The sequence below is a fragment of the Sphingobium boeckii genome (assembly GCF_014199215.1).
In the GTDB taxonomy this organism is placed as follows: Bacteria; Pseudomonadota; Alphaproteobacteria; order Sphingomonadales; family Sphingomonadaceae; genus Sphingobium_A; species Sphingobium_A boeckii.
The window spans coordinates 66,423-85,854 of sequence record NZ_JACIJC010000003.1; the positions used below are offsets into that span (position 1 = coordinate 66,423).

18 protein-coding genes are annotated in these 19,432 nt (G+C 61.7%); 10 read left to right on the forward strand and 8 right to left on the reverse strand.

Annotation, left to right across the window (positions count from 1 at the left end; translation table 11 throughout):
• Positions 1-26 precede the first annotated feature (26 nt).
• On the forward strand, positions 27-2,354 hold the full coding sequence (gene clpA, locus FHS49_RS08955; protein WP_184017606.1) for an ATP-dependent Clp protease ATP-binding subunit ClpA: 2,328 nt from the start codon (positions 27-29) through the stop codon (positions 2,352-2,354).
• Position 2,355: 1 nt separating this feature from the next.
• On the opposite strand, the gene FHS49_RS08960 is transcribed toward clpA, so the two are convergent.
• From FHS49_RS08960 to FHS49_RS08970, 3 genes are read right to left on the reverse strand one after another with little or no spacing between them, the layout of a single operon-like run.
• A complete protein-coding gene (locus FHS49_RS08960; RefSeq protein ID WP_184017608.1) occupies positions 2,356-2,631 on the reverse strand; it encodes a type II toxin-antitoxin system RelE/ParE family toxin in 276 nt (91 codons plus the stop codon).
• A complete protein-coding gene (relB, locus tag FHS49_RS08965) occupies positions 2,609-2,800 on the reverse strand; it encodes a type II toxin-antitoxin system RelB family antitoxin (protein ID WP_184017610.1) in 192 nt (63 codons plus the stop codon). The genes FHS49_RS08960 and relB overlap by 23 nt, the downstream gene beginning before the upstream one ends.
• A gap of 51 nt (positions 2,801-2,851) precedes the next feature.
• The gene (locus FHS49_RS08970) at positions 2,852-3,418 is read right to left on the reverse strand and encodes an OmpA family protein (protein WP_184017612.1); all 567 of its coding nucleotides are present in this window, start codon (positions 3,416-3,418) and stop codon (positions 2,852-2,854) included.
• Between the two features lie 170 nt (positions 3,419-3,588).
• Here FHS49_RS08970 and FHS49_RS08975 point away from each other — a divergent pair, with 170 nt between their 5' ends.
• From FHS49_RS08975 to FHS49_RS08985, 3 genes are all read left to right on the forward strand, one after another.
• Positions 3,589-5,649 carry a S9 family peptidase gene (locus FHS49_RS08975; RefSeq protein ID WP_184017614.1) on the forward strand — a complete coding sequence of 687 codons (2,061 nt, stop codon included), beginning with the start codon at positions 3,589-3,591 and terminating at the stop codon, positions 5,647-5,649.
• 12 nt (positions 5,650-5,661) lie between these two features.
• The gene (locus tag FHS49_RS08980; protein WP_184017616.1) at positions 5,662-6,543 is read left to right on the forward strand and encodes a dienelactone hydrolase family protein; all 882 of its coding nucleotides are present in this window, start codon (positions 5,662-5,664) and stop codon (positions 6,541-6,543) included.
• A gap of 135 nt (positions 6,544-6,678) precedes the next feature.
• Positions 6,679-7,302, forward strand: coding sequence for a glutathione S-transferase family protein (locus FHS49_RS08985; protein ID WP_184017618.1), 624 nt, complete (start codon positions 6,679-6,681; stop codon positions 7,300-7,302).
• A 121-nt stretch (positions 7,303-7,423) separates the two neighbouring features.
• Here FHS49_RS08985 and FHS49_RS08990 read toward each other — a convergent pair whose 3' ends face one another.
• On the reverse strand, positions 7,424-8,167 hold the full coding sequence (locus FHS49_RS08990; RefSeq protein WP_184017620.1) for a Bax inhibitor-1/YccA family protein: 744 nt from the start codon (positions 8,165-8,167) through the stop codon (positions 7,424-7,426).
• 120 nt (positions 8,168-8,287) lie between these two features.
• Here FHS49_RS08990 and thpR point away from each other — a divergent pair, with 120 nt between their 5' ends.
• On the forward strand, positions 8,288-8,821 hold the full coding sequence (thpR, locus tag FHS49_RS08995; protein WP_184017622.1) for an RNA 2',3'-cyclic phosphodiesterase: 534 nt from the start codon (positions 8,288-8,290) through the stop codon (positions 8,819-8,821).
• Positions 8,822-9,032: 211 nt separating this feature from the next.
• Positions 9,033-10,628 (forward strand): spinster family MFS transporter, encoded by a 1,596-nt coding sequence (locus FHS49_RS09000; RefSeq protein WP_184017625.1) that lies wholly within the window; start codon positions 9,033-9,035, stop codon positions 10,626-10,628.
• Between the two features lie 123 nt (positions 10,629-10,751).
• Here FHS49_RS09000 and FHS49_RS09005 read toward each other — a convergent pair whose 3' ends face one another.
• On the reverse strand, positions 10,752-11,300 hold the full coding sequence (locus FHS49_RS09005; protein ID WP_246350532.1) for a superoxide dismutase family protein: 549 nt from the start codon (positions 11,298-11,300) through the stop codon (positions 10,752-10,754).
• Between the two features lie 147 nt (positions 11,301-11,447).
• On the opposite strand from FHS49_RS09005, the gene FHS49_RS09010 reads away from it, so the two are divergent.
• The 3 genes from FHS49_RS09010 to wecC all read left to right on the forward strand — a co-directional run bounded on the left by FHS49_RS09010 (position 11,448) and on the right by wecC (position 14,985).
• Positions 11,448-12,446, forward strand: a complete 999-nt coding sequence (locus FHS49_RS09010) for a GDP-mannose 4,6-dehydratase (RefSeq protein WP_184017627.1) — start codon at positions 11,448-11,450, stop codon at positions 12,444-12,446.
• 120 nt (positions 12,447-12,566) lie between these two features.
• Positions 12,567-13,709 carry a non-hydrolyzing UDP-N-acetylglucosamine 2-epimerase gene (gene wecB / locus FHS49_RS09015; RefSeq protein WP_184017629.1) on the forward strand — a complete coding sequence of 381 codons (1,143 nt, stop codon included), beginning with the start codon at positions 12,567-12,569 and terminating at the stop codon, positions 13,707-13,709.
• A complete protein-coding gene (gene wecC / locus FHS49_RS09020; protein WP_184017631.1) occupies positions 13,687-14,985 on the forward strand; it encodes a UDP-N-acetyl-D-mannosamine dehydrogenase in 1,299 nt (432 codons plus the stop codon). Before wecB ends, wecC begins: the two co-directional genes overlap by 23 nt.
• A 103-nt stretch (positions 14,986-15,088) precedes the next feature.
• On the opposite strand, the gene FHS49_RS09025 is transcribed toward wecC, so the two are convergent.
• The gene (locus FHS49_RS09025; protein WP_184018553.1) at positions 15,089-15,850 is read right to left on the reverse strand and encodes a metallophosphoesterase family protein; all 762 of its coding nucleotides are present in this window, start codon (positions 15,848-15,850) and stop codon (positions 15,089-15,091) included.
• Between the two features lie 365 nt (positions 15,851-16,215).
• Between FHS49_RS09025 and FHS49_RS09030 the strand changes: the two genes are divergently transcribed.
• A complete protein-coding gene (locus FHS49_RS09030; RefSeq protein WP_184017633.1) occupies positions 16,216-16,431 on the forward strand; it encodes a hypothetical protein in 216 nt (71 codons plus the stop codon).
• 209 nt (positions 16,432-16,640) lie between these two features.
• Here the strand turns inward: FHS49_RS09030 and FHS49_RS09035 are convergent, their stop codons facing one another.
• Together FHS49_RS09035 and FHS49_RS09040 are read right to left on the reverse strand one after the other, a co-directional pair.
• On the reverse strand, positions 16,641-17,957 hold the full coding sequence (locus FHS49_RS09035) for a UDP-glucose dehydrogenase family protein (RefSeq protein ID WP_184017635.1): 1,317 nt from the start codon (positions 17,955-17,957) through the stop codon (positions 16,641-16,643).
• 195 nt (positions 17,958-18,152) lie between these two features.
• A complete protein-coding gene (locus tag FHS49_RS09040) occupies positions 18,153-19,286 on the reverse strand; it encodes an OmpA family protein (RefSeq protein ID WP_184017637.1) in 1,134 nt (377 codons plus the stop codon).
• Positions 19,287-19,432 lie beyond the last annotated feature (146 nt).

Consider the following 19,432-nt stretch of genomic DNA (forward strand, 5'->3'; position numbering starts at 1 on the left):
CCACCGCCCCTCTGGAGTAAAAGAACATGCCGTCCTTTGCCAACGCACTGGAAAAAACACTGCACAAGGCGCTCGAGGCCGCCTCCAGCCGTCGTCATGAATATGCGACGCTGGAGCATCTGCTGCTCGCGCTGATCGACGATGACCATGCCAGCCAGGTGATGGCTGCCTGCGGCGTGGACATTGGCGAATTGAAGGATGCGGTGAAGACCTATCTCGATAACGAACTCGAGGCGTTGAAGGTGGAGGCCGATACCGATCCCTCGCCCACCAGCGGCTTCCAGCGTGTCGTCCAGCGCGCCATCCTCCACGTCCAGTCTTCGGGCCGCGACGAAGTGACCGGTGCCAATGTGCTGGTCGCGCTCTTTTCCGAGCGCGAAAGCTATGCCGTCTATTTCCTCCAGCAGCAGGATATGAGCCGTCTCGATGCCGTCAGCTTCATCAGCCACGGCGTCGGCAAGGGTGTCGCCTCCCCGGAACCCCGCGAAGTGAAGGGGGCGGAAGAGGAAAAGACGCAAAAGCCCGAAGGCAATAACAAGCAGAAGGGCGAAAGCGCGCTCAAGCAATTCTGCGTCGATCTCAATGAAAAGGCCAAGGCCGGCAAGGTTGATCCGCTGATCGGCCGCGGTCCCGAAGTCGATCGCACCGTGCAGATCCTCTGCCGCCGCTCGAAGAACAACCCGCTCTATGTGGGCGATCCCGGCGTGGGCAAGACCGCGATCGCCGAAGGACTGGCGCGCAAGATCGTCGAGGGCGATGTGCCCGAAGTGCTGCTGCCTGCGGTGATCTATTCGCTCGACATGGGCGCTTTGCTCGCCGGCACGCGCTATCGCGGCGATTTCGAGGAGCGCTTGAAGCAGGTCGTGAACGAGCTTGAAAAGCTGCCGCACGCGATCCTGTTCATCGATGAGATCCATACGGTGATCGGCGCTGGTGCCACCAGCGGCGGCGCGATGGATGCGTCCAATCTGCTCAAGCCCGCATTGTCGGGGGGCACGATCCGCTGCATCGGCTCCACCACCTACAAGGAGTTCCGCAATCACTTCGAGAAGGACCGCGCACTGCTGCGGCGCTTCCAGAAGATCGATGTCAACGAGCCCACTGTGGAGGATACGATCAAGATCCTCACCGGTCTGCGTTCGGCGTTCGAGGCGCATCACAATGTGAAATACACGCCCGACGCGATCAAGGCGGCGGTGGAACTCAGCTCGCGCTACATCAACGATCGCAAATTGCCGGACAAGGCGATCGACGTGATCGATGAGGTCGGCGCAATGCAGATGCTGGTGATCCCCTCCAAGCGCAAGAAGACGATCACGCCCAAGGAGATCGAGGCCGTGGTTGCCACCATGGCGCGCATCCCGCCCAAATCGGTATCCACCGACGACAAGGCCACGCTCGCCAGCCTGGAGACCGATCTCAAGCGCGTGGTCTTTGGCCAGAATGATGCGATCGAGAAGCTCTCCTCCGCGATCAAGCTCAGCCGTGCAGGCTTGCGCGATCCGGACAAGCCGATCGGCAATTATCTCTTCTCCGGCCCCACCGGCGTTGGCAAGACCGAGGTTGCGCGCCAATTGGCGTCGATCATGGGCATCCCGCTCCAGCGCTTCGACATGTCCGAATATATGGAGCGTCACAGCGTCTCGCGCCTGATCGGTGCGCCGCCGGGCTATGTCGGCTATGATCAGGGCGGGCTGCTCACCGATGCGATCGATCAGCAGCCGCATTGCGTGCTGCTGCTAGACGAAATCGAAAAGGCGCATCCCGATCTATTCGGCATCCTGCTGCAGGTGATGGATAATGGTCGCTTGACCGATCATCACGGCAAGACTGTCGATTTCCGCAATGTGGTCCTCATCATGACCACCAATGCGGGCGCGTCGGACATGGCGAGCGAGGGCATCGGCTTCGGCAATATCAGCCGCGAGGATGCCAGCGAAGAGGCTGTGAAGCGGATGTTCACGCCGGAATTCCGCAACCGTCTCGATGCGATCGTCCCGTTCGGCTATCTGCCGACCGAAGTGGTGTCGCGCGTCGTGGAGAAATTCGTGCTCCAGCTCGAGCTCCAGCTCGCCGACCGCAATGTTCACATCACGCTGGATGACGATGCCAAGACCTGGCTCACCAATCGCGGCTATGACAAGCTCTATGGCGCGCGCCCGATGGGCCGCCTCATCCAGGAGAAGATCAAGCAGCCGCTGGCGGAGGAACTGCTGTTCGGCAAGCTCGTCCATGGCGGCGAGGTGCGCGTCCATCTGAAAGACGATGCGCTCGCCTTCGAGGTGACGGCGGCGGCACCGAAGAAGCCCAAAAAGGGTGGCAAGACGAAAGCGGAGCCAGAGCAGGCGAAGTGAATTAAGGGTATTGCCGCCTTGCATGTACGACCGAGGTAATTTCGATTGCCTCGGTCGTGACGCGATAGATGACAATGTAATTGGGGTGCACCACGGCCTCGCGCGTGCCTTCCACCCTGCCCGGTCGGTATAAAAATGGGTGTGCTGGCAATCCTTCCGCACAATGCTCGATCAACATCTGCAAACGCTCGGCTGCAGCGATATTTCTGTCAGATATATAAGAGATCGCGGCTTCTAAATCCGCAAGAGCCCGATCACGCCAGACGAGACGTAGCATCACGCCTCTTTTCGATGATGGCACGAACGCGCGCCATCGCTGCATCATGCGGTATCACCGGACTGGTATCGGCCAGAGAAGCGGCCACTTTTTCGCGCAACCAACGGTCATAAGCGTCAGCTTGCTCTGTGGTTTCGAACTCTGAAACAATCGGAGAAAGCTCAGTCATGGGCAAAACTATATCCAATCGAGAGAATTTTACAACGCAGCTTCGACGCCCCTATTTCTCCACCACCACCAGCTCGATCCGCCGGTTCTTCGCGCGGCCTTCCGCGGTTCCGTTATCGCCGATCGGCTGGCTCAAGCCCTTGCCCTCGGCCTGGATCCGCCCCGCGCTGATCCCGGCTTCCACCAGCGCCTGCTTCGCCGTCTCGGCACGGTCCTGCGACAGCTTCAGATTCTCCGCGACCCCGCCGACATTATCGGTATGCCCGATGATCTTGAGCTTCACGTCCGGATAGGATTTGAGCAGTGCCACCATGCTGGGCACCAGAGCGCGGATGGCGGGGCGCGTCGTCACCGACCAGTCGGCATATTGGTCGCCGCCGATCTGGAAGCTGCGCGGCGCTGGATCGGTCGACGCGAGATAGGTCGCGATCTGCTCCCCCGCCGAACCCGGCTCCACCGAGATGGTCGCGCCATTGGGCAAGCCGATGAACACTGTCTTGGGATGCGCGATGGGCTGCGCGTTGGAAGCGTCATCATCCCCGGCACCGCCCGATCCGCACGCGCTCAGCCCCAATAAGACGGTGGCCAGAGCCGATTGTGCATTCGAACGCCATGACATGCCGTTTTCCCCCCGCGCGTGTTTCCGGTGTTCCCGCAACTATCCCGCACACGTCCCGCGCTGACAAGTGTTTTGCCGCATCTGCGAAGAAAATGCGGCGGTTCACCCCCTTGCGCTTGGCTAGAAAACCCTCATTCTGCGCATCATCACACTATTCCCGGAGACTGCCGATGCCGCGCCGTGCCTTTACTTGTTCACTGCTCTTGGCCGCATCGCCGCTTCCCGCGCTCGCAGCGCCCGCCGCCGGGCCGAACCCGATCCTGCAGGGCGAGGATCTGTTCAATCTGGAGGTCGCCAGCGATCCGCAGATCAGCCCGGATGGCAGCCGCATCGCCTATGTCCGCCGCTCGAACGATGTGATGACCGATCGCGCGCGTCCCACGATCTGGCTGGTGGATCCCAAATCGGGCGCACAGACCCCGCTCGTCGCCGGCCCCGGCGCGCACAGCCAGCCACGATGGTCTCCGGATGGCAAGCGCCTGGCCTATGTATCGTCGGCGGAAGGCGGCGCGCCTCAATTGTTCGTGCGCTGGATGGAGAGCGGCGCGACCGCCAAGGTCACCGGCCTGCCCGATAGCCCGAGCAGCATCGCCTGGTCCCCCGATGGCACGCGCATCGCTTATGTCCTCAATGTGCCCGATGAAGGCGCGAAGCTGGGCAAGGCACCCGCCAAGCCCGAAGGCGCGAATTGGGCACCCGCGCTCGAGGTGATCGACAAAGTGGTCTATCGCGCCGACGGCGGCGGTTATGTGAAGCCCGGCTTCGATCACATCTTCATGGTCTCGGCCGATGGCGGCGCGCCGCGGCAATTGAGCTACGGCCCGTTCCATGATGGCGGCCCGCTCGCCTGGACGCCGGACGGCAACAGCATACTGTTCAGCGCGGTCCGCACGACCAATTGGGAGCGCGAACCGGTCAATAGCGAAATCTACACGCTCGACGTGCGCACCGGTGCGATTGCGGCGCTCACATCGCGCAACGGCCCCGATGCCGCGCCCGTCATCTCGCCGGATGGCCGCACCATCGCCTATCTGGGTTTCGACGATCAATTGCGCGGCTATGAAAATGCGCAGCTTTACGTGATGAACCGCGATGGATCGAACATCCGCTCGCTCACCAAGAGCCTTGATCGCAGCGTCGACAAGGTGGAATGGGCCGCCGACGGCAAATCGCTTTACGCGCTCTATGACGATGAAGGCATGAACCGCGTCGCGCGCGTGACGCTCGACGGCCGGATGACGACGCTCGCCACCGGCCTCTCGGGCAGCGGTCTTGATCGCCCCTATAGCGGCGGCGATTTTAGCGTCTCGAAAAATGGCACGCTGGCCATCACCACCGGCACGACCGCGCGCCCGGCCGATATCTCGGTCTGGAGCGGCGGCAAGCAGCGCCAGCTTACCCGCCTCAATGACGAAGCCTTGAGCGGCAAGGCGCTCGGTGCCGTCCGCACGCTCAGCGTCACCGCGCCCGATGGCCGCACTATTCCCGCCTGGCTTGTCACCCCGCCAAACTATGCCAAGGGCAAGCGCGTACCGCTGATCCTGGAGATCCATGGCGGCCCGCACACCGCTTATGGCCCCAGTTTCTCGACTGATGCGCAGCTTTATGCCGCATCGGGCTACGCCGTGCTTTATACCAATCCACGCGGCTCCACCTCTTATGGCGCGGATTTCGCCAATCAGATCCATCATAAATATCCAGGCGACGATTATGGTGATCTGATGGCCGCAGTGGATTCCGCCATCGCCTCGGGCGTGGCCGATCCGGACAATCTGTTCGTCACCGGCGGATCGGGCGGCGGCGTGTTGACCGCCTGGATCGTCGGCAAGAATGACCGGTTCAAGGCCGCGGCCACACAAAAGCCGGTGATCGACTGGACCAGCTTCACGCTGACCGCGGACAACACGCCCTTCTTCGCCAAATATTGGTTTGGCAAGATGCCGTGGGAGGATCCCATGGCCTATTGGAACCGATCGCCGCTCTCGCTCGTCGGCAATGTGAAGACGCCGACGCTCGTCGTCGTAGGCAGCGAGGATTATCGCACGCCCGTCAGCGAGGCGGAGCAATATTACAGCGCCTTGCAACTCCGCGGCGTGCCGACGATGCTCGTGAAGATCACCGGCGCCAGTCATGGCGGGATCGCCGCACGCCCGTCCCAATCCGCCGCAAAGGCTTCGGCGATCCTGGCCTGGTTCGATAGATATAAATCCAAGCCCGCTGCTGCGGATTGAGGGAGAGAGAAGATGACCGACCAAAATCTTCGCCAGAAGGCGATCGCGCTCTACGATCATTTTACGCATATCGGCATGGATCGCCGCGCGTTCATGGCCGATCTCACGAAGCTGGCGGGGTCGGCCACGGCCGCCAATGCGCTGCTGATGGCGATCGCCGGCAATCCCGCCGCCGCCGCGATCGTCCCTGCCGATGACGCCAGACTCAAGGCGCAGGACATCGAATGGCCGGTGGCGGGTGGCCGGACGATGAAGGGCTATTGGGCCAGCCCCGCGGGCGCGAAGGGCAAACTGCCCGCGGTGATCGTCATCCACGAAAATCGCGGCCTGACCGAACACATTCGCGATGTCACGCGCCGCATGGCGCTGGAAGGCTTCATCGCGGTGGCGCCCGATTTCCTCTCCCCTGCCGGCGGCACGCCCACCGATGAAGACAAGGCGCGCACGATGATCGGGGCGCTCGTGCTGGCGGAGTCCATTGCCGACGGCGCGGCGACCGTGACCTGGCTGAAGGGCGATACGCGCACCAATGGCAAGGTGGGCGTTACCGGCTTTTGCTGGGGCGGCGCGATGACGGAGAATATCGCGGTCAGCGCCGGCAGCGCGCTCGCCGCCGCCGTGCCCTATTACGGCCCTGCCCCCGATCCCGCGCAAGCCGCGAAGGTGAAGGCGGCGATGCTGCTCCAATTCGCCGAAACCGACGATCGCGTGAACAAGACCGCGCAGCCCTGGATCGATGCGCTCAAAGCCGCGAACGTGCCGGTGGAGGCCTATTTCTATCCAGGCACGCAGCACGCGTTCAACAACGACACATCGGTGGAACGCTACAACAAAGCCGCCGCCAACCTCGCCTGGAGCCGCACGATCGCGCATTTCAGGAAGTATCTGAAGTAACCCGGTCCTACCCTTCCCGTCATCCTCGCGAACGCGGGGATCCCGCTTTTCCATGAAACACTCGAAGAAAGAAGAAGCGGGATTCCCGCCTTCGCGGGAATGACAGAAAAAGGATGAAACAGAAAAGAGGATGCCATGACCGAAACCCTGACCTTTTACACCAATCCCATGTCACGCGGGCAGATCGCCCGCTGGATGCTGGAGGAAACCGGCGCGCCGTATGAAACCGTGATCCTCGATTACGGCACGACGATGAAGGCGCCGGACTATCTGGCGATCAACCCGATGGGCAAGGTGCCCGCGATCAAGCATGGCAACGCCGTGGTGACCGAATGTGCGGCGATCTGCGCCTATCTCGCCGATGCCTTTCCACAAGCCGGTCTCGCGCCCGATCCGGCGCATCGCGCGGATTATTATCGTTGGCTGTTCTTCGCGGCCGGCCCGCTGGAGCAGGCGGTGACGAACAAATCTCTCGGCTTCACCGTGCCCGCCGACAAGACGATGATGGCGGGCTATGGCAGCTTCGAGGCCGCGATGGACGGGCTGGAGGCTGCGGTGTCTGGCAAGACCTACATCGCGGGCAACCGGTTCAGCGCCGCGGACGTCTATGTCGGCTCGCAGATCGGCTGGGGTCTGGCCTTCGGCTCGATCGAGAAGCGTCCGGCGTTCGAATCCTATTGGGCCGGCATCTGCGAACGCCCCGCCTATCTGCGCGGCAAGGAAATCGACAACGGACTGATGCCCAAGCAGGAGGGATGAGCTTCTGTCTCCCCTCCAAGAAGACTTGGGGGGGAGACACATCGTGTCCCTGGCACAAACAAATAAAAAACCCGGCGGATCGCTCCGCCGGGTTTTTCTATGTCAGCGCTTTCGCGAAAAACTATTCGCGGCTGCCCATGAAGTTCAGCAGGAAAGTGAACATGTTGACGAAGTCGAGATAGAGCGACAGCGCGCCCATGATCACGGTCTTGCCCATCATGTCCGTGCCCGCAACATAGGCATACATGCTCTTGATCCGCTGCGTGTCATAGGCCGTCAGACCCGCGAACAGCAGCACGCCGATCGCGCTGATCGCGAAGTTCAGACCCGAAGACTGCAGGAAGATGTTCAGCACCGAAGCCACCAGCAGGCCGACCACGCCCATGATCAGGAACGTGCCGAAGCCGCTCAGATCCTTTTTCGTGGTGTAGCCATAGAGGCTCAGACCGACATAGGCCGCGGTCGTCGCGAAGAAGGTCGTCGCGATCGAAGCGCCCGTGAAGCGCAGGAAGATGGTGGACATGGAGAGGCCCATCACCACTGCAAACGCCCAGAACAGCGCCTGTGCGGCACCGGTCGAGAGCTTGTTGATGCCAAAGCTTAGCACCATCACGAAGCCCAGCGGGGCGAGCATGATGAGCCAGGCGAGCGGGCCGCCCGCCATGAGGATAGTGGCAGCGGGGGATTCGATCCCGCCGCGCGAAAACAGCATCGCGACGATGCCGGTGAGCAGCACGCCAGACGCCATATAGTTGTAGACGGACAGCATGTAGGACCGCAGCCCGGCGTCGAACGCGGCATCCTGCGTGCCTGCCTGCGCGCCATAGCGTGCGGCGGTCGCCCGAGGATCAGACCAATCAGCCATTGTAAATTCACTCCTTTGCCCGGCGAAAAACCGGATAAGCGCAATATCGGTTGAAACCGCGGCGTTTTCAAGGAAAACCGGACATAATCCCGCGCCCCTCTTTTGTAACAAATCATTGCTATGCACAGGCTCTTCATCGCCATCCGCCCGCCCGCGGCCATTCGCGCGCAACTTCTCGGCCTCATGGGCGGGATTGCGGGTGCGCGCTGGCAGGATGACGATCAACTTCATCTCACCTTGCGCTTCATCGGCGAAGTCGATCGGCACCTTGCCGCAGACAGCGCGGCGGCGCTTGGCAGCGTGCATCAGCCATCCTTCGATATCGCGCTGTCAGGGATCGGTGAATTCGATCGCAAGGGCCGGCGCGATGCGCTCTGGGCCGGCGTTACCCCGCATGATGCTTTGACGGCGCTGCATAACCGCATCGATCAGGCGCTGGTCCGCATCGGCATCGCGCCTGAAACCCGCGCCTATCTGCCGCATATCACGCTTGCCCGCTTCGGCCGCACGGGCGGCGGGATCGAGGCCTTCGCCGCATCGCATGGCGGCCTCTCCAGCGCGCCGTTCCCGGTCACCCATTTCGGCCTGTTCGAAAGCACGCTGGGGGGTGAGGGGGCAAGGTATGAATTGGTGGAGCGTTATGCGCTCGGGTGAAACGAACGATCTCAACGCGCCGTCATCCCGGACTTGATCCGGGATCCATTGCGCCGCAGCGCCGGTCAGGAAAGTGCTGCGCGAAAAGACCGCGGATCAAATCCGGGATGACCTTCTGGTTCAGCTTGATTGAAAACCAATTCCCCCCTTGCCTTTCCCCGGCATCCTGCCAGCTTCACCGAAAATAAAATGCCATCGGGAGAGGCAGGGGATGACAGGCCGCATCTATCGTTATTACGTGCTCGGCCTGCTCATGGTCATCTATGCGTTCAATTTCCTCGATCGCCAGATCATCACCATTCTCGCCCCATCGCTCAAGGCCGATCTGGGCCTCACGGACGCGCAGCTCGGGCTGTTGTTCGGCACGGCCTTCGCGCTTTTCTACGCATTGTTCGGCATTCCGCTCGCCAAGCTGGCCGATGGCTGGCACCGGGTGAAGACGATTTCGCTCGGCCTCGGATTCTGGTCGGCCATGACCGCGGTGAGCGGCTTCACCGCCAATTTCGCGCAATTGGGCGCAGCGCGCGTGGGCGTCGGCATCGGCGAGGCGAGCGCCTCGCCTGCGGCCTATTCGCTGATCCAGGATTATTTCCCCAAACAGATGCGCGCCACCGCGCTCGCTTTCTATTCCAGCGGGATCTACATCGGCGTCGGCGCATCGCTCATCTTCGGCGGCGCGGTGATCGCCTATTGGGATACGCATTATACCGCCGCCACCGCCCCCTTCGGGCTGGCCGGCTGGCAGGCGACCTTCCTGGCCTTCGGCATCCCCGGCCTGATCCTCGCGCTGCTGATGCGCTTCACGGTGCGCGAACCCGTGCGCGGCGCGATCGACGGCCATGCCAGCCCCGTCGATCCGCGCCCGTTCCGCGCCGTGGCGCAGGAATTTGGCACCATGTTCCCCCCGTTCAGCATGATGACGCTGGCGCGCCACGCCAGCAGGAAACCGCTGATCGCCAATCTCGCGATGTTCGCCGCGGTCATCCTGTTCGCCGCGCTGGCGACGCTGTGGACCAACAGCCTGCTCGCCCCCGCCAAACGCCTGCCGATCGCAACCATCGGCGGCTTCGTCATCACCACCAATGTCGTGCAGTGGATCGCGATTGCGATTGGCGGCTATTGCAGCTTTTCCTGGCTGCAATCGATCCGCGTGCGCGATCGGCCGGCCGCAGCGCTGATCGGCAATCGCACCTTCGCGATGCTCTCGATCGGCGGCGGCCTCTGCTCTTATGCCAGTTACGGCCTGTCGCCCTTCCTCTTCCTCTATGCCAGCCAGACGTTCGGCGTCGGCCCGGAGGCGGGCTATGCTTTGGGCTGGGTGCTGGCCGTCTCGGGCGGCCTCGGCACGATCTTCGGTGGCTGGGTGGCGGACAAGGCGAAGATCTTCCATCCCGCCGGCCGCCTGCGCATGGTCATGGTCGCGCTGGTCCTGAGCGGCATCATCGTCTGGTGCCAATTCCATACCAGCAATCTCACGCTGTTCTATGCGCTGCTCGGCGCGTCCAATTTCCTGCAGATCATGTGGCTCGCGCCCGTCGCCGCCAGTTGCCAGGATCTCGTGCTGCCGCGGATGCGCGGCGCGGCCACTGCGGTGTTCTTCCTCGGCGTGAATATCATCGGCCTTGGCCTTGGCCCCTATATGGTCGGCCTGATCAGCGACGCCAGCGGCGACCTGCGCTTTGCCATGCTGTCCGTGCTGTTCGTCCTGCCCGTGACGCTGACGCTGTTTTACCGCGCCAGCCGCAATCTCCCCGCGCTGGAGGCCAGCGTGGCGGAACGGGCAACGGAAGCAGGGGAGTTGGGCTAGTTCCACCCCCCTAACAAACCGTCATGCTGAACTTGTTTCAGCATCCATTCGTCCGCCCGCAATATGGTCGTGACTTCAAAATGGACCCTGAAACGAGTTCAGGGTGACGTTGACGGGGTGAAATCACCCCGCCGCAAACACCCCGCAGGCAATCCGCCCGCCGCTATTGCCCGAGGGATCGGTGTGATTGTCATCGGGCTGCGCGTGCACCACCAGCGCCGCGCCATCCGCATCGAGCAGGCCGGCCATCGTCGCGCCCGGCAGGTTGATCGTGATCGATCCCGCGCCATCGGTGCCGATGATCATATTGGGCAGATCGCCCGCATGGGGACCCATGGGATTGTTCAGCCCATGCTGCTTGGCGGCGGGGTTCCAATGGCCGCCCGCAGTCGTGAAATCAGGCGCGTCGCATTTGCCGGTGGTGTGGATATGCGTGCCATGCCCGCCCTGGGGCAGCGCCATGCCGTTCACCGTGAGCCGCAGCCCGCCGGCCATCTCCACGATCATCGCATTCCCCATCGCGATGCCCGATGGGCTGTAAAGCGAAGCACGCGCCGTCGCCGCGGCGGCGGGCGCGTCGGCGCTGTCATCCATGTCGGCGGAACCGGCGCACGCGCCGAGCAGGGCCAGGCTGGCGATCGCTGCACCCTGGAAAAGACGGAGACGCTGCATGGATAAACCCCTTGGCTGGATTGATGGATAGTCCTGATAAGCCCTCAAGCCGCTACAAGGTTCCACCTGCGATGCAAGACGCAGAATCATTGCATCCTGCGCGCTCCGCGTTTAGCCCGCCCTCTCCGCAAAGGGAGATGCCTTGCCATGCCGACGCTCGTCACCGGCGCTGCCGGATTTATCGGCTATCATGTGATCAAACGGCTGATGGCGCGGGGCGAAAGCGTGATCGGAATCGATTCGATCAACGATTATTATGATCCGCAGTTGAAGCGCGATCGCATCGCGGATCTGCAGGCGCAGCCCAGCGGACAGTTTCGCTTCGAGCAACTCGATTTCGCGGATCACGAAGCGCTTGAACACACGCTTTCGGGCTTGGATTTTGAGGCCATTGTCCATCTCGGCGCGCAGCCCGGCGTGCGCTATTCGCTTGAAAATCCGCGCGCCTATATCCAGTCCAACCTGGTCGGCCATCTCAACATGATGGAGATCGCGCGCCACCGCGCCACGCGACATTTCGTCTATGCCTCATCCTCCTCGGTCTATGGCCAGAATGAGAAATTGCCCTTTTCGGTCGACGACCGGGTGGATCACCCCGTCTCGCTCTACGCCGCCACCAAGAAATCCGATGAATTGATGAGCGAAACCTACGCGCATCTCTATCGCATCCCGATGACCGGCCTGCGCTTCTTCACGGTCTATGGCCCCTGGGGCCGGCCGGACATGGCCCCCTGGATCTTCACGCGCAAGATCCTGGCGGGCGAGCCGATCCAGATGTTCAACCATGGCGATATGCGCCGCGATTTCACTTATGTGGACGATATCGTGAGCGGCATCATCGCCTGCCTCGACAATCCCCCGCCCGACGATGGCGCCGTGAAGGCCGGTGGCAGCAAGGCACCGCACCGGCTCTACAATATCGGCAACAACCGCTCGGAGGAATTGCCGCGCTTCATCGCGGTGATCGAGCAGGCTTGCGGCAGGAAAGCGGATATCCGCCCCGAACCGATCCAGCCCGGCGACGTGAAGGACACCTTCGCCGACATCAGCGCGATCGAACGCGATCTGGGCTATGCACCCACTACAACGATCGACGAGGGACTACCGAGGTTTGTGGCGTGGTTCCGGAATTATCACGGCATTTGATACGCAATCCGCTCATCCAGAGGGATCGCGCTTTTCGACCGCCTGCCCGGCGTAACGTCAATTCATGAGCAAGCTCATCGTTAGACGCTTCTTAAATTCCGATCGCTAAAGCCGCTCTCCATGAGCGGGTCCAAACCCAAGGTGATCGTCGTGTTCGGCACGCGGCCGGAGGCGATCAAGCTGTTTCCGGTGGTGCACGCGCTGCGCGCGATCCCCGGCGTGGAGACGCGTGTCTGCGTCACCGCGCAGCATCGCGGACTGCTCGATCAGGTGCTGGCGATCAGCGGCATTGTCCCCGATGTGGATCTCGATCTGATGCAGGCGGGGCAGTCGCTGGATGCGCTCAGCGCGCGGCTGCTTACCGGCCTGGGCGCGATCTACGATGCGGAAAAGCCCGATCGCGTGATCGTGCAGGGGGACACCGCCACCGCCATGATCGGCGCGCTCGCCGCCTATTACCGGCAAATTCCGGTCAGCCATGTCGAGGCGGGCCTGCGCAGCCATGACATCTATCATCCCTGGCCCGAAGAGGTGAACCGCAAGATCGTCGCCGCCATCGCCGATCAGAGCTTCGCGCCCACACAGATTTCAGCCGATGCGTTGCTGAAGGAGAATGTCGCCGCAGGGACGGTGCATATCACGGGGAACACCGTGATCGACGCGCTCCACGCGACACTGGCCAAGATCGAAGCGGAACCGGCGCTCGCCGCCGGTCTCGATGAAATTGCCGGGCGCTTCGCCGGCAAGCGCATCATCGCCGTCACCACGCACCGGCGCGAGAATTTCGGCGACGGCATGGCCAATATCGCTCGCGCCGTGGCCCGGATCGCCGCGCGTCCGGATGTGGCGATCGTCTTTCCGGTCCATCCCAATCCGCATGTTCGCGCGGCGATGGACGGGCTGCTGGCGGACCGCGCCAATGTCGCCATGATCGATCCGCTCGACTATCCCCATTTCGTCCGCCTGCTGGGATTGTGCCATATCGCACTCACGGACAGCGGCGGCGTGCAGGAGGAAGCCCCTGCGCTCGGCAAGCCGGTGCTCGTCATGCGCGAGACCACCGAGCGCCCCGAGGGCGTGATCGCGGGCACGGCAAAGCTCATCGGCACATCCGAAGACCGCATCGTTTCCGAAATCTTTACGCTGCTCGACGATGCTGCCGCCTACACCGCGATGGCGCGCGCCCATAATCCCTTTGGGGACGGAAAAAGCAGCCAGCGCATAGCAAGGATCGTCGCCGATGCTCTCGGGGCAAACGCCTAAAGTCGTCATTCTCGGGCTCGGCTATATCGGCCTGCCCACCGCGGCCGTCATCGCGCGTTCGGGCTGCGCCGTGCTGGGTGTCGATGTCAGCGAAAGTGTGGTGGAGACTGTGGCGTCGGGCCGCGTGCATATCGAGGAGGTCGATCTCGACGGCCTGGTGCAGGGCGTCGTCGCCCGCGGCACGTTGCGCGCCTCCACCCAGATCGAGCCGGCTGACGTGTTCGTCATCGCCGTACCCACCCCCTTCGATGCCGATCATGCGCCCGATATCGGCTATGTGCTGCAGGCGGCCGCCACCATCGCCGCGGTGCTCAAGGCGGGCGACACCGTGATCCTCGAATCCACCTCGCCTGTTGGCACCACGGAAAAGGTTCGCGACCTTCTCGCCCGGCTCCGCCCCGATCTGCGCGTCCCCGGCAAGACCGGCGACGCGGCCGATATCGCGATCGCCTATTGCCCCGAACGCGTCCTGCCCGGTCGCATCCTCGTCGAGCTGATCAACAATGATCGCTGCATCGGCGGCATCACGCCGCGCTGCGCGCGCAAGGCGCTCACTTTCTATCGCCGCTTCGTGCGCGGCGAATGCGTCACCACCAACGCGCGGACCGCCGAAATGGTGAAGCTCACCGAAAACGCCTATCGTGACGTCAACATCGCCTTCGCCAACGAGCTTTCAATTGTCTCTGATACGATGGATCTCGATGTATGGGAGGTGATCCGCCTTGCCAATCGCCACCCGCGCGTGAAGATACTTCAGCCCGGCCCCGGCGTCGGCGGCCATTGCATCGCGGTCGATCCTTGGTTCATCGTCCATGGTGATCCGGAGAACACACCCCTCATCCGCACCGCGCGCGATGTGAATGACGGCAAGACCGATCATGTCATCGCCAGGGCGTGCGCGCTGATCGACCGGCATCCCCAAGCCGACATCGCCTGTCTCGGCCTCGCCTTCAAAGCCAATATCGATGATTTTCGGGAGAGTCCGGCCGTGAAGGTCGCCAGCGCCCTTGCCGCGCGTCATGGCAGGCGCGTGCATATCGTGGAGCCGCACGCACGCGCCTTGCCCGCCGATTTCAACGGCACGGGTGCCACCCTGCTCGATATCGACAGCGCGATCGAGCGTTGCGCGATCTTCATCGTTCTGGTCGATCACGACGTCTTCAAATCGGTGCCGGTAGACGAGCGCGCAGACAAATGGGTCTATGACACCCGCGGAATCTGGCCCGACCAGCCAAAACGCGCAGAGGCGCTCACGCCACTGAAGATCGCGGTTTGATCTGCCCCCCTCCAAGCCTTCTTGGAGGGGCCGGGGGTGGCCTTGTTTCGGGGCTGATCCAAAAGGAAGTCGCCCCGCCCGCCCAAAGCGGTAGAGGGGGTCTTCAGCCCGTCTGCAAAGACCAGACGTCCGTGCCTTCAAGCCCGATCGCGGTCAGCTTGCCGCTGGCGTAGGCACCGGTATCGATCCCGATCCGGTTGGAGCGATATTCGATATCCTCCGTGATCGTGTGCCCGTGCACGATCATCTTCCCGAAACTGTCCTGACAATCCAGAAATTCGTCGCGAATCCACCGCATGTCACTGGACGTCTGCGCATCCAGTTCCACATCGGGCCTGATCCCGGCATGAACAAACACATAATCGCCCATTTCGATCATGTCGTCGAAGGATTCGAGGAAATCCACATGCGATTGCGGCACGCGCGCCATCAGCAATGCGGTCAGATCCTCATAATCCAGCGCATTATACTCCTCTTCGGAGACGCCATAGCTCATCACCGTGGATTTCCCGCCGATGCGGATGAGGAAGCGCATGACCTGGCTGTCGCCCTTTAGCGCACGCAGGAACACCTCCTCATGATTGCCCTTGAGAAAGCGGATGCTGGACGATCCGCATTTCAACGCCATCGCGCGTTCCACCACGCCACGCGACTCCGGTCCGCGGTCGATCAGATCACCCAGCAAAATGATCGAGGTCTTCTTGCGTGGCCGCGATTTCAGATCCTCGTCGATCTGCTGCAGCAGGGCGTCGAACAGATCGAGCCGGCCGTGGATGTCGCCAATGGCATAAATGCGTTGATCATCCGGTGTCGCAGCGGAAGGCGCAGCCGCCTTTTTCTTGAACCTGAACAGATTGGCAATCATCATTTCTTCAACGCAATGATTTCCGGATCGCCGCTGCGTGCGAGGCGAACCGTGTGAACAGCCCCAGATATGCCTTGTCGGCCGCTCGCGCAACCAAATGTCCTAGAGCCGGCAAATCAGGGTTTGCCCCCATGCGATTTCATGTTGCGATTCCGTGTCGATCTATGGAAATACTGCTATAAAGAAGATGAGCCCTTGGGTTCGAGTTGAAACTAACTATCCGTTCATCGCCAAAGGGTGGCATTTTAACGATTTGTTGGTAAAAAATGTTGCGGCACGGCGTGTTTATGGGTTGTCATCACGCTGGGAGTTCGTCATAGAAAATGCGTTAATGTAGAAGCGCCTATCATCAGGGAGCGAGTTTTATGAGTTTTGCAAAGATTTCAATGGTGGCTGCAGCCGCCCTCAGCATGGCCAGCGCGCCTGTGCTGGCACAGGCTTCGGCTCGCACCGGTGCGACCGTCGAAGATCGCAGCGAATTGGCTGGCGGCAGCCTGATCCTGGCTCTGCTCGCAGCAGCAGCCGTGGTTGGCGGCATCATCATCGCTACGGATAGCGATGACGAACCTGCTAGCCCCTGATCTCACGGATCAAGCTATAGAGAAATGGCGGCCTTCGGGTCGCCATTTTTTTAGCTGTGACGCGGCAGGTTTTCGGCAATACGATATGGTTTTGAGATTCGGGTAGCGGACCCCCGCGCCCGCAGGGGCAGCTGCCCGATTTCCGAATCGACACCGATGCGCATCGCATCAGCGCCCGCCTCCGAAGACACCCGAATACGATCCGGCCGTCAGCTTGGCAGTGTGCCGCGCCCCACGGAGGTGTAGGTAAAGCCGGCCCGGCCCGCTTCCTGCGCCGAATAGATATTGCGCAAATCCACCATCACCGGCGCATTCATGCCTGCCGCCAGCCGCGGCAGATCGAGCGCGCGAAACACGTCCCATTCGGTCACCAGCGCTACGGCGTCCGCGCCCTGCGCCGCATCATAGGCATCGGTCGCGAATGTGACGCCTTCCATCAGAGGTCCGGCAATTTCCATGCCCTCGGGATCGAACGCCCGGATCTGGATTCCCGCATCCTTCAGGCTCTGGATGATCGCCAGAGACGGCGCATCGCGCATATCGTCCGTATTCGGCTTGAAGGTCAGGCCCAGCAAAGCAACGGTCTTGCCGCGATGGTCGTCGCCCAGCGCCTGGATGATCTTGCGCCCCATCGCGCGTTTGCGGCTGTCATTCACTTGGGTGACGGCTTCCACGATCCGCATTGGCGTGTTGAAATCTTCCGCCGTCTTCAACAGCGCCAGCGTATCCTTTGGAAAGCAGGAACCGCCATAGCCGGGGCCGGCATGAAGGAATTTGGATCCGATGCGGTTATCGAGCCCGATCCCGCGCGAGACGTCCTGCACATTGGCACCCACGGCTTCGCAGAGGTCGGCAATTTCATTGATGAAAGTGATCTTGGTCGCGAGAAACGCATTCGCTGCATATTTGATCAGCTCCGATGTGCGGCGACTGGTGAACACCACGGGCGCTTCATTCAGGAAGAGCGGACGATAGATGTCACGCATCACGCCCTGCGCCCATTCATCCTCAGTACCGACCACGATCCGGTCGGGCCGCTTGAAATCGCCGATCGCGGCGCCTTCGCGCAGAAATTCCGGATTGGACACCACTTCGATGCGGATATCGGGGCAAAGCTCCCGGATGATATCCTCCACGCGGTCGCCCGTGCCCACCGGCACCGTCGATTTGGTCACGATCACCACGGGTCCGGAAATCGAGGCGGCGATCTCTCGGGTCGCGGCATAGACATAGGTCAGATCGGCATGACCATCGCCCCGGCGCGAAGGGGTGCCCACGGCGATGAAGATCGCGTCAGCGCCGGCGACGGCGGACGCTAATTCAGTGGTGAAAGACAGGCGGCCCGCCGCGACATTCTTGGCGACCAAGGCTTCCAGCCCGGGTTCGAAGATTGGCATCTTGCCATTTTCGAGCGCGGTGATCTTCGCGGGATCCTTGTCCACGCAGGTGACGACATGACCGAAATCCGAAAAACAGGCGCCTGACACGAGGCCCACATAGCCCGCGCCGATCATCGTGATTTTCATAAATGCCCTCGTTATGCTGCAGTGCAACCAGTTAAACCCTGATCCGCTCCAAGCCAATCACGACTATGCGAAAATTCTTAAAATATCGATCAGACGAAGCGCTGATCGGGCAGGATCATGGCACAAAAAAAGAGGCCGGATTGCTCCGGCCTCCCTTTTGTTCATAAGCGATGGTCCTTGCGGACCATCCGCCACTTACATGCCCGAACCGGGACCGTAAGTGATTTCCACGCGACGGTTCTGCGCTTCGCGCACGCCGTCTGCGGTAGGAACCTTGGGAACGCTCTCGCCGAATGCTTCGGCAGCGATAACGCTCGCAGGGATGCTCTTGCTGACCAGATAATCCTGGACCGCCTTGTTACGACGCTGCGAGAGACCGACGTTATACTTGTCGGAACCCGAACGGTCGGCGTGACCTGCGATCATGACCTTGGCCTGGCCGCAATCGCCATATTCGGTGACGGCAGCATCAAGCGTACCAGCAGCTTCCGGCGTGATGTTCGACTTATCCCAGTCGAAGAACACGATATACGGTCCGGGCTCGCACTGAACGACGGGCTCAACCGGAGGCTGAACGACGGGTGCGGGCGGCGGCGTGTAAACCGGCGGCGGCGGCGCGACGACTTCTTCGACGGGCTCAGGCGCGCCGAAGTTGAAGATCAGGCTGCCGAGGATGCTGTGCGAACGGAAGCGCGTTTCCACATCGCGACCGATACGGTCGACCAGGTCGACATTCGGTGCGTTGAAAAAGCGATACTTCAGGCCGACATCGATGTTGTCGGTCAGCGGCGCACGAATGCCCGCCAGAGCCTGCCAGGCGAAACCGGTGTCGGAATCGTTCAGGAAGCCACCCGTGGTCGTCAGGGCGTAATCGTCCGCCTTGACGCGGGCCACACCGGCACCGCCGCCGATGAAACCCTGAAGGCCATCATCGTCGCCGAAATCGAGCAGACCGTTGATCATGAAGCTCAGCGCCGTGGTCTTGCCGCCAGCATAGTCATAATTGCCAGCGACTGCCGTCGAAGGCAGCGGACCGAAAGGCGTGCCGACCGTCGACGAATAACCGTCAACAGCAGCGCTCTTGTAGCCCACTTCAGCTTCAGCGCGGAAACCACCGAAGTCGTAACCGATGATGCCATCGAAATCATAGCCATAATCGCTATCGACGGTGCCGGATCCGGTGGTGGTTGCAGTGCTGATGTCCAGGTCGAAATCTTCGACCAGCATCGCGCCGCCTTCTACGCCGATGTACCAGGCTCCATCTTTCGCCAGTGCAGGCGAGGCGATGGCGGTGGAGGCGAGTGCCAAGGTGATGGCAAGCTTCCGCATAGTATTCCCCTTTCTCATTTGTCACAACAGGACAGCAATTGTCTCACTACTCAATGGATTCACTCCGCGCAAGCGAACAATTCGGCCATGTGTGGCTAAAAAGTCGCACCCGCAAATCACCGAGTATGCCGCCCAAACCGCGCAGT